The following is a 10,513-nucleotide window of genomic DNA, read 5'->3' on the forward strand; positions in this document are numbered from 1 at the left end:
GCTCGTCAGGATTATTATGGCAAAATTACCTTTTCTTTTATTCAGGAGTTTGAGGCTTTCACATAACAGTACTTGTCTTTGTATTGAAAAATGTGTCCGTCAGTCAGGTATCCAACTTCTTACTTTCTGGATTTGAAGCGAGATTTATTACTATTTGTTGAGCTATCTGTTGAACTGTCTCAATGTTAATATTGCCACCAACTTTGACATTAGTTAAAAGATTTTGTACTATTTCAGGAACATTTTGATGAAATTCACTCATTAACTTATCCCTCTTGAATTAAATCTTCTATTGTCAAATCCATCCCAATCTCAACATCAGAAAGCATACTTTGGTTAGTCAGTACCCCTGGTTTAGCTTTCTGAGTCATATTTTTTGCCTTAAAATTCCCTTGAACTTTAAGCCCTACAACCATTAACTGGGTTGGTAATTGTGGTTTAACTTCCTCCGCTATAGCTTCTAGCAACTCCCTAAATTCGGGTTGTTGTTGTGCTACAGACGCAATTTTCTCGGTTAAAACTTGGAGACTATAATTTTCTGGTTGCCGTTCAAACAACTCAGGTTGAGAGTTAACCTTTTCAATATCGCTCGCTGTTTCTGGATCTATCTGCCATAGCATTTGTTTGAGCTGGCTTATTTTCTTTAGGCTTTGACCACCTAAATCTGGTAGTTTTTCCCCTATTTTTTATCCTAATTTTTCCATCATTTTTGTGAGTATTACTGTGACAATTGATACTGCATCCATTAAAAAACTCCATTTAAAATTTTCATGCGCTTTTTACAACGTTTTCTAATTAGTTCGTAAAAAAGGGGGCTCTTCTGGTTTCTGTGTGGAAACGAGGTCTATACTGATAGAATATCCGCAAAATAGCACTAAAAGTCTTGCCCGATAAGCATTTCACAATTCCATAAGCAAAAATTATCACACAAAGTCGAGAAGAGCCAAAAGGGCTTGGGGCATTATAATAGCGATTTGTGGCTTACCCCTAAGTACAGGACAAAAAGCTAAAAGCTTGAAAAGTAGGCAGGAGTAGAGTTTTATGAGAAAAAGCACTAATCTCGAAAACCCTATAAACCAGTATAGCCCCCTAAAGCAAGCCTTGCAACCCCATCTAGGGGTACTACCCAGTGCCTTCCGCATCGCACTTAAACCCACAGCTGCAATCAATGTGCATGGTGCGTTCCCCAAAATCGATCGCTGGAGCAGTAGGAGCCATATTAGGGAACGCACCCTACAGCTAATAACTTTCAGTGCGTGAAGACGATCGCACTCTCGGTCGGGTGCAGTGATTTGTTATACTGTCGCTTGATCGGGAGCTTAATAACTTTACGTCCACTGGCAATTTGCTTTTCTCTAAGATCGTCAAATATTGCCTTGAGATCATAATTAAAAGATTTTGCGTATTCTTCTCTATATTTGTGAATTTCTTCGACAATTTCATCTTTATACATAGTTATTCTCCTCGAAGCTTAAATCCGATGAACTCGTAAGGGGTACAAACAAATGGTAGCCTGTATCCAAGCTCAAGACTAATTTGGGATAGCTTTCTTTGGATTTGAGCGTTTGCCATGTGCTTACAATTCCATGTTAGTAGATAGTCTAAGCCATAAACGGTTGCTAGTGCCATGTGTAAGGCATCATTAGACGCTTTGGGGGGTAGGTTGCTTTGTTGTCGGAATTCTTGTGCTAGAGCGATCGCTTCTTCGGTTAGATCGAGAAAAATCAAGGACTGTAACAAGTTCTGTCTTTGAGTAGCAATTGTTAAATCTCCTCTCGATGCTTCATCTTCAACAATTTCCGAAACATACAGAACCAATGAACTACTATACTCATCCCACCAGTCTTGTGTAATCTTAATGTTGGCCGCAAGAATCAGGTTTTCTGTTGGTCTTGCGGTTAGATGACCCAAAATACTGGTTTCAATATAGACGGTTTCGCTCACGGCAATAAGAGAAAATCTATCCCACGTCTATCCTACTGCATTTAATCTTGGTTTTGAGGGAGTTGGGTTTCCTACCTACAAGATCAGCGATCTGCTACGCAGTGCCTTCCGCATCGCACTTTAACCCACAGCTGCAATCAATGGGCATGGTGCGTTCCCCAAAAATCGCTCAGTGGAGCAGTAGGAGTCGCCTTAGGGAACGCACCCTACGGCGATCGCACCGTTAAGTCTCTCATTCTAATTTTGTCTTCTTCAATAACTGTAAAGTGTCCATACCAGTCATCCCGTAATGAGATAACCTTGGCAACTTTCTCAGCGACTACAGATGCAGAAGGTACTCTTATTCTAAACAAAATAATACCAACACTGGCCGGCAACCTTGAACGAAAGGCGAGTTCTCCAAAATCTTTATCAAATGTCAAGAGAATACGATTTTCTGCTTGGGCGCGACTTAAAACTTCACAGTCCGAGATTCCGGGGGATTCCACCCTAATCCACAGGACATCATGGCCATTTTGTCGTAGGACTTCAACCGCATCAAGGGGGAAATTTTCGTTCGCTAGAAAACGCATCAGTTAAGCAGGAATAGCATAGACTTTCTCAGATTTGAGCATTACACTAGCATAGCTAAGACAAGCTTGAATATCTTCTACTGTAATACCTGGGTAGTTTCGCAGAATTTCATCAATACTCCAACCTTGGGCGAGAAGATCGATGATAAATTCAACCGCAATCCTTGTTCCTTTAATGATAGGTTTTCCCACCAAAATATCGGGATTTAGTGTAATTCGAGTTTCCCAGTCCATAGCTACATCATTGAAAGTGTTTTCAAAAAGGTCAAGGCTGCGTGGGACGCACCCTATATCTCGTTTTATTATAACAGGATTTGGTATCACAGTTTCAATCAATGGGCATGGTGCGTTCCCCAAAAATCGATCGATCAGTGGAGCAGTAGGAGTCACATTAAGGAACGCACCCTACAAGATCGGCGATCGCACTCATAAATCAAATATCTGCTCAAATTTTTCAGGATCAAAATATTTAATAATCATTTCATTGCACTTGAAAAAGTGTGAGATAAGGTGGCTCCATATCTCTAACTTTATGTCCCCGTCAATGCGCCAAAGCTTTACTTTACAATGACTCTTGAACTCTTTTGGCATAAAAGAATTCTTTCTATTTTGATAACTATCTCTAAGATAAACTTTAACCGCTCCATCCAAATGACGAAATGCTTTTATTTGAATGTCACGTTCACTATGCACATACCGATTAAAGTAGTAATGATCAAATATATAACTATCGCCTGAAATTTCCTCAGCCTCAAATGTTTTAATTCCATCACGATAACTCCAATAGAACTCAGTACGGTCAAGGCTACACGTCTGTTCAAATAATGAATTTTTGTTTCGCTCTACAACAGTCAAGCCAATATAATTTTGGTCATCCAACTTGTTTTTATCAAATGGTAAACCACGCCATCCGTCCATCTCAATAACTTGGCGATAAAACTCTTTTAACATGATTCGTCGGTGATCAATGGCAATCCGAAACTGATTTTCATTTTTTGTATATCGGTAGTACCTTATAAATCCATCTAGAAAATCAAAGTTTGGATTAGATCGGTATCCTCGTCTGAGAAGTTGATGATAATGAAGAATGTGGTCTTTATATTGAATTCCGCCATCAAAAAGAACAAAATTAGAATCTATATGAAGTAATCCATCTTTATCAAACTTATCAGCTAATTCTGGATATATTTTTATCACTTCACTTTGTAATAAATCTTGCTCAAGTACCCCCTTAAAGGAAAAATAGCTTCGCTCGACTTCTGATGAAACATAATAAAGGGCAAATCTTCGCCGCTGCTGCTCAGTCTCTACCTCTAATTTTATATCAAATAACGTTCTGTAGCCACGAGGCATAGCACTTAGAAGTTCTTCAATTTCACTTTGACTACAAGCTGATAAATATTCGTATGCATCGTTAACCAATTCACCTAGATGCTCACTAATTGGATGGGATTGAGCTTCAGGCATATATTGGGATAAAAACATAGGGGAAATATTATAGTGCCTAGTCTTCTTTATCAAGACTTCAAGCTTTCTGGAATCGAGCGGCAAACTTTGTAAACTCATTGTTTGTATAACCTTAAATAACCAAATAATAAAGTTTTTGAAAGGATGTAAAGCACATAAGAGATAAACTAGGACACCTAACCATTTATTATACGAAAACTTTCCGTAAAAAACTCTCCAGAGTAACAATATGGGTCAACTTTCTTAGGCGCGATCGCCAAAACTTTTCCCTATATTACGCCCAAAAGCGTGTTAGCCAGATTAGCTTACTGCAAACAATCTCCTTTTAAGGAAACTTATCACAGAATCCTTCTAGGAATCTAGCAAAGATTCTTATATCTGGCTGCACTTTGTTACAAAATTTCACTATTATTTCGGGTAAGGTATGGTAAATCCCTTGATAGATTCAATCGGGACTAACTTCTGGGAAACCCGCTATAGATCTCCTGCAAAAATCAAAAATCTTACCTTAGCTGAGGAGAATCCCAGACAGGAGGAGAAAAAAGACATAAAAATTTAGTACAAAAGCTCTGCTCTCCCTGCTCTGGCGCTCCCTAGCTTACCAGAGGTCGATTGCGACGACAATTATCGCAATGACCACAGCGAAAATTATCGGCATTTTCCTGAAACCCAAAGGCATTTAAGAGAAAGTGCCAACGACAGCGACGGGTATAGAGGTAGGGAAATATCTCATTTTTGGGTTTAAAAGTCATCTTGGCGGAATTATGGCGATAAATAAGCCGATAATGAAAAGGATCGAGCCATTCTAGGCGATCGAGACTGTGTAAAAGGGAGAGAATGAGCGCACCATCGGGAAATTCGGCACTAATCGCCTCTACTTTGCCCTCTAGGGGAATTTGGGCTAAAATTTGCCAAGCTTGTCGGTATTGGCGCTCCTGTTGGGAGTTAAAGAATTTTTGCTGGTTTTTATCGCTATTATCTAACCATCCCGTCGGTTCACTAATTAAGGTGAGAGCCTGCATTTTACCCCCATCGCGACCACCGCGGCCGATTTCCTGTAGGTATTCCGATAGTAAAGCCGGGGGTTGGTAGTGGACAACCCAACGCACATCGGGTTTATTGATACCCATGCCAAAAGCTGAGGTACAGACAACAAAAGTTAAATCCCCCCGCAGCCAATTTTGTTCTATTTCCCGACGCTGAAAGGGCGATAAACCGGCATGATAGGCACTGGTGCGATAGTGGAGAGATTGCAACCATGCCGCTAAATTTTCACTATGGCGACGGGAACGAGTATAGATCAGGCCGGATTGTCGAGGTTGACTGGTGAGGAAGTTTAATAGTTGATGACGACGACAACCGGGGCTAATACATATTTTGGTGCTTAAGTCAAGGTTTTGACGGTAAGGATTTATTAAGAAAAGTTGTGGTTTTTCTAGTTGTAAGATGCGGGTGAGAGTCTCACGGGTGGCGGGGTTAGCGGTGGCGGTAAAAGCAGCGATCGCTATTTGGCTGCCGGCCGGTTTCGATTGCAGAAGAGCGGGACGGACAGCCCCAAGACGACGGTAAGCAGGACGAAAATTATCGCCCCACTGGGTTAAACAATGGGCCTCGTCGAGGATGAGAGCGTTAATTTTAACGTGGGGAAGGGTTAATTTTGACCAGAGGGGCGGACTTAAGAGGGTTTCTGGGGAAAGATAGAGAAGTCGCAGGGTTTGATCTGCGATCGCTGCTAAGGTTTTCTTTCTCTGTTGTCGGGGGATTTCGTTATGAATCAGGGCAACGGGTAGTTTTTTGGCTAATAATTCCTCCACCTGATTTTCCATTAGGGCAACCAGGGGAGAAATCACTAGGGTTAAGCCGGTTTTTAATAAAGCGGGCAGTTGAAAACAGATAGATTTACCGAATCCCGTGGGCACGACAATTAGGGCATCTTGTGCCGCTAGAATTGTCTCGATAATCTGCTGTTGGGGAAAGCGAAAGCTATCATAGCCCCAAATTTTCTGAAAAATAGTCTGGATGCTTTCGGTATCTTGGGAAGACATGGGTTAACTGCTGGGGAAGTGGGGAATTGGGGAAGTGGGGAATTGGGGAATTGGGGAGGTGGGGAAGTGGGGAAGTGGGGAGGTGGGGAAGTGGGGAAGTGGGGAAATGGGGAAATTGAACTAAAACCCTAACACCCCAAAACCCCCCGCAACGCGCACGCAGTGACCACTTTGACTATTCCGGAAGGGTAACAATTTTTCCCATAATTGAATTTTTTTTGCACTTTTTTAATAATCTGTTACACTTATAGCGATCAATCTTTGTCTGGGGAATTACTGATGACTGAACCTGTTAGCACCACTGACCCCGCAGTAGAAACCGCCACCGAAGCGCAACCCAGTTACGTCAAGCTGGCGATGCGGAATATGGTCAAGAAAAAAGGCGTCTCGTTAAAACACTTTTTTTTGACCACGGCAGCCTTACTGGCCTTTTTTGTCGGTATTTCCTATCTGACGCGTCCCTAGGGTGAAATCTGGTGAGTGAGACTTTGCCCCTACTGGTGGATTTATGCCTACAGGATAATTATTTTGATCCCGGAAATAGTCCTGTGGATGGGGAAACTTGGCACTATTGGTTGGAGACATGGTTAGGCTATCTATCGGATTATCTCCCCGTTGCCGCCGGTTATGAACTAAGTTTGCGTTTAACAGACGATCGAGAAATTCAGGACTATAATTGCCAATATCGCCACAAAGATCAACCGACGGATGTTCTCGCTTTTGCCGCTCTGGAAGTGGATTTACCAGTGGATGAGGGCATTTTAGAGACAGAACCTTTATATTTGGGGGATATTATCATCTCTGTCCAGACAGCACAACAACAGGCTTTAACACAAAATCATTCTTTGGCGCGAGAATTGGCCTGGTTAACTGCCCACGCTTGTTTACATCTCTTGGGTTGGGATCATCCCGATGAAACAAGTCTCTTGGAAATGCTATCTTTACAGGAAACTTTGTTAAAAACCGTCGAAATGCCGATACATAGTTAGTTATTTTTGTCAAGCATTATTGAGGAATATGAAGACAAATTATCATCAAGCCAACCAATCTGCCAGCATACCTAATCCCTATCTCAACAATAATTTTATCCCTCGATCGGGACAGGTGAGTGAGGGCAACAATCCCAGTCAAAGAGAATACGCTTGGCAAGTCGCCTCGAATCTGTTAGTCAGTTTTCGCTACGCTTGGGCCGGAGTCCGTTATGCTTTTGTTAGTCAAAGAAATTTTCGCATTCACACCCTGATTACCCTAGTAGCGGTTAGTTGGGGCTTATTTTTGCGGGTTGATGCCATGGAAATGGCGATTGTCACCCTTACCTGCGCTCTGGTGATGGTCTTAGAATTAATTAACACTGCCCTAGAATCAGTGGTAGATCTGACGGTGGGGCAATCCTACCATGATTTAGCCAAAATAGCGAAAGATTGTGCCGCTGGTGCCGTTTTAATCGCCTCGATCGCCGCTTTACTCGTAGCGGCTTTTATTTTTATTCCCCATTTATTAGCTTAAGCGGGAAACTTTTTTCAGTGTTGCCAAAGGCACGGCGTAGCCGTCCAGTAAACGGTAAACTGAAAACTCAAATCTGATCACTGATCATCTGTACTGATTTTAAAACGCGTAGGGGAAAATTAAGTACAAATGATCGAACTTTCTTTCCCTGCTGCCAACTCTGGCACTGCGGTGCAGTCTTAACCAGTAATTTAGATAGGGTTTGCGGCAAAAAGTACGGGCGAAGCATTCGGATAGAAAATCTCCGGTTTCACCGATAGGTTATTGCCCGAATGCTTCGCCCCTACAGGACACGGGCCGATGAAGATGCAAGGTTTTGAACCACGATTCTTTCAAAATCTTGCACCTGTTTCGCAAGAAAAGCCACAAAACCCTTACCTTGCCTACATTTCACATTTATTCAGCAAACTCTAGATAGTCAACAGCTTAACTGATCACTGATTCGGTATAAGGGTACTCGACAGCTTTTAGCCGATAAATTTAACTTTTCTTAACCTAAGCCTAAACTGGTGAGGGGAGAGGGTTTAGCTATATATAAAAAATTGTCATCCTCGATACAGCAAAAAATCTCTTTTGTCCCCCTATAGGTTAGACTATAGTTATTGATAAGACTTCTTTTGTAGATCTTGCAGGAAATCTCCCATGAGTGCCATAACTTTCTCCACCGCTCCCACCGCTTACTCTATCAGGATGATTAAGGACGAAGTCCGTCAGATGGTAGAACAGGGGGTAGTGAGCAGACACCAACCGATCTACACCCTCTGTCAGTTCATTCCCCCCCGGGAGTGGGTTTGTGTTGAATGTGAACTAGAACGGTGTGACTACCTTCTCAGAGATCAAATTGGTGACTTAATCGCCTCGGAATCTTGGGATAATGACTAAACTCCCGTTTGCCGATCTGGGTAAAAATCGGACCAATCAGAAATTTATCAGCCTTGTCCACTCTATATAACTATTATAATTCAGCCCCGGTTAATTCTGGGGCTGAAACTATGGGGACAGGAAGGGGATAATTGTTAATAAAAAAGAATTTTTGGCAAGATTTAGCCAAGTTAGTTCACAAGTTACCCATTGCCAAGGGACGCTATCTCTAACATCCCCAAGTTTTCCCTAACTTAAAATCAGTAGTTGGCGCTGTTGTAAAGAACGCACACCAGTTAATCCTAAACCAACTTGAGCATCGATTGCTCCCACGCTTAAACGACCATCACAAGCTTGTAGAAAAGCAAATTCTCTCTCCGAGAGATTAACCGGCCGATAATCGTAATCTAGAACACTTGCACTAGGCCAACCGTAAAGACAGGGATGAACTTCGGCCACTGCATTCTCTAGGACTTGATCCTCTGACCAATCAGCAGTCAAAATCGGTGGTTTAGCGAGGAAAAATTCATAGTGGGTGATTTCTGGGTCTAATAATTCCGTCAAGCGATAACGTTCCCTTTCCCCTAAATTTTGCGCTCTAGCCATCAATTCGGGGGATTTACCCAATAAACGCTCTAATTGCCAGTAGGAAGGGTTAGAAAAGCCAATAAAGGCTAATCCTGACGCATCAATCAGTTGAAAGAGGGTATCGATATTATAGTCCACTTCCCGGGGGTGAACGTACATATCAGCGAAGGATTCATCGCGATGATTTTCCATTGACCAACGCTCTTTTTCCCGTTTCAAAATGCGATTATTTTCCGGTAGTGAAGCAAAAATCTCTCGGCCGACAGCGACCCCATCTTTATAATCCCCGCGCCGGTCTCCCTGTAAAAGTGCGATCGCAGATTGCATTAACTGGATTTCCCAGCGGCCCAATTGTGCATAGACGAAAATGTGCAGCAGACCACCGGGGGCCAGCTTTTGCGCGAGGGATTGAATCCCTTTAATCGGGTCCGGGAGATGGTGCAGCACCCCGACGCAGTTAATTAAATCAAATTCTCCGGGGAGATTAGTGGCGGATTCAAGGGTTAAATGGTGAAAAGCCAGAGAACCTCGGTGTTTTAGTGCGACTCCCGAACGATTACAGCGTTCTTTGGCAATTTCTAGAGCTTTTTCACTGATATCTATAGCGACTACATGAGCAAAAGGGTTGAGCGCGAGCAGATATTCGGTTCCCGCACCGGTACCACAACCCGCATCGAGAATCCGGATATCCTCTCGTTCGGGTTTACGATGACAACAAAAGTTATAGGCAGCAATCCAATTCCAGCGCCAATTGTAACCCGGAGGAGGTTCGTCTAGGAGCGGTTCGGGAGGGAAAGGATAGGTATTGTAGAGACGTTGTACAGCAGTGCGAATAGTAGCGTCGTCGGACATGAAAATTGGCGGAGTTTAGGATAACACTCGATCGATTGTCTCACAGAGGGCAGCGATCGGGAAAGTCGGCCGGGGTTTTTTTGAGTTGGTCGAGGGTAAATAGGGTTTGCGGCAAAAAGTTTTTCCTGGGGGTAGGGTGTGGGGTGTGGGGTTTTACCGATTTTCAGGTGGTCAATTACCTAATTTTCAGGGAAAAAGTCCCGGAATTTCCCCCCAATCACTCCAATGGTCGGCACTTTTTGAGGGAAAAAAAGTCTAAAAACCTTATCCAACAAGGTTGTTAGATTTATTCAGCAAACCCTAAATAGACCTCTTGTAAAAATCAAAAATTGTTGTTAGGGTTAGGAGTCTCCGAGCCAGTAGCCGGTCGTCAGGAGAATTAAGAATGAGCATTAATCAATTAAATGGTCTATTTAAGAATTTTGGCTCTTCGTTACCCTTTATGCTAAATCAACAGACAAGATGCCAAGACAACATACTTCTAACCCAAAAATTACGAAAGTTTCTCAAGCCATAGGCTCTCCGTTTTATTAGTTTAAGTTTATTGTTGATTCCCTCGACCACCCCATTCGTTGTCCTTCGCTCGAAATAACTAATGATTTCTCCAAACCAGTTTCGGATTGTTTGACAACTCTTGGTAAAAACACTGGAGGATTTTGCCAACCATTCCGAGATGGA

The 10,513-nt window shown here is 42.6% G+C and carries 14 protein-coding genes; 4 read left to right on the forward strand and 10 right to left on the reverse strand.

The window, feature by feature from the left end; genetic code table 11:
- Nucleotides 1–103 precede the first annotated feature (103 nt).
- The 8 genes from IM509_RS21260 to IM509_RS21295 all read right to left on the reverse strand — a co-directional run bounded on the left by IM509_RS21260 (nt 104) and on the right by IM509_RS21295 (nt 6,028).
- Entirely contained in the window at nt 104–262 is a 159-nt protein-coding gene (locus IM509_RS21260) for a hypothetical protein (RefSeq protein ID WP_170863943.1), read from the reverse strand.
- A gap of 4 nt (nt 263–266) precedes the next feature.
- Nucleotides 267–620, reverse strand: coding sequence for a hypothetical protein (locus IM509_RS21265; RefSeq protein ID WP_072927076.1), 354 nt, complete (start codon nt 618–620; stop codon nt 267–269).
- 629 nt (nt 621–1,249) lie between these two features.
- Nucleotides 1,250–1,453 carry a hypothetical protein gene (locus tag IM509_RS21270; RefSeq protein ID WP_002747099.1) on the reverse strand — a complete coding sequence of 68 codons (204 nt, stop codon included), beginning with the start codon at nt 1,451–1,453 and terminating at the stop codon, nt 1,250–1,252.
- A gap of 2 nt (nt 1,454–1,455) precedes the next feature.
- Entirely contained in the window at nt 1,456–1,944 is a 489-nt protein-coding gene (locus tag IM509_RS21275) for a type II toxin-antitoxin system VapC family toxin (protein WP_072927074.1), read from the reverse strand.
- 206 nt (nt 1,945–2,150) lie between these two features.
- Nucleotides 2,151–2,516: a DUF5615 family PIN-like protein gene (locus tag IM509_RS21280; protein ID WP_185237627.1), complete on the reverse strand. Its 366-nt coding sequence runs from the start codon at nt 2,514–2,516 to the stop codon at nt 2,151–2,153.
- A gap of 3 nt (nt 2,517–2,519) precedes the next feature.
- Nucleotides 2,520–2,750, reverse strand: coding sequence for a DUF433 domain-containing protein (locus IM509_RS21285; RefSeq protein ID WP_002779924.1), 231 nt, complete (start codon nt 2,748–2,750; stop codon nt 2,520–2,522).
- Nucleotides 2,751–2,942: 192 nt separating this feature from the next.
- Nucleotides 2,943–4,082, reverse strand: coding sequence for a hypothetical protein (locus IM509_RS21290; RefSeq protein ID WP_185237628.1), 1,140 nt, complete (start codon nt 4,080–4,082; stop codon nt 2,943–2,945).
- 494 nt (nt 4,083–4,576) lie between these two features.
- Nucleotides 4,577–6,028: a RecQ family ATP-dependent DNA helicase gene (locus tag IM509_RS21295; protein WP_185237629.1), complete on the reverse strand. Its 1,452-nt coding sequence runs from the start codon at nt 6,026–6,028 to the stop codon at nt 4,577–4,579.
- A gap of 279 nt (nt 6,029–6,307) precedes the next feature.
- Between IM509_RS21295 and IM509_RS21300 the strand changes: the two genes are divergently transcribed.
- The 4 genes from IM509_RS21300 to IM509_RS21315 all read left to right on the forward strand — a co-directional run bounded on the left by IM509_RS21300 (nt 6,308) and on the right by IM509_RS21315 (nt 8,416).
- Nucleotides 6,308–6,493, forward strand: a complete 186-nt coding sequence (locus IM509_RS21300) for a DUF3285 domain-containing protein (RefSeq protein WP_052278450.1) — start codon at nt 6,308–6,310, stop codon at nt 6,491–6,493.
- 11 nt (nt 6,494–6,504) lie between these two features.
- Nucleotides 6,505–7,017: an rRNA maturation RNase YbeY gene (ybeY, locus tag IM509_RS21305; RefSeq protein ID WP_052276628.1), complete on the forward strand. Its 513-nt coding sequence runs from the start codon at nt 6,505–6,507 to the stop codon at nt 7,015–7,017.
- A 28-nt stretch (nt 7,018–7,045) separates the two neighbouring features.
- Nucleotides 7,046–7,534, forward strand: a complete 489-nt coding sequence (locus tag IM509_RS21310; protein WP_002789713.1) for a diacylglycerol kinase family protein — start codon at nt 7,046–7,048, stop codon at nt 7,532–7,534.
- Nucleotides 7,535–8,176: 642 nt separating this feature from the next.
- The gene (locus IM509_RS21315) at nt 8,177–8,416 is read left to right on the forward strand and encodes a DUF4327 family protein (RefSeq protein ID WP_002738935.1); all 240 of its coding nucleotides are present in this window, start codon (nt 8,177–8,179) and stop codon (nt 8,414–8,416) included.
- A 228-nt stretch (nt 8,417–8,644) separates the two neighbouring features.
- Here the strand turns inward: IM509_RS21315 and IM509_RS21320 are convergent, their stop codons facing one another.
- Together IM509_RS21320 and IM509_RS21325 are read right to left on the reverse strand one after the other, a co-directional pair.
- On the reverse strand, nt 8,645–9,835 hold the full coding sequence (locus IM509_RS21320; RefSeq protein ID WP_052276627.1) for a class I SAM-dependent methyltransferase: 1,191 nt from the start codon (nt 9,833–9,835) through the stop codon (nt 8,645–8,647).
- Nucleotides 9,836–10,285: 450 nt separating this feature from the next.
- On the reverse strand, nt 10,286–10,513 hold a 228-nt coding region (locus IM509_RS21325; protein ID WP_287717349.1), incomplete at its 5' end, for a transposase.

Origin of the sequence: Microcystis sp. M31BS1 (assembly GCF_020245285.1) — a bacterium.
Classification (GTDB): Bacteria; Cyanobacteriota; Cyanobacteriia; order Cyanobacteriales; family Microcystaceae; genus Microcystis; species Microcystis panniformis.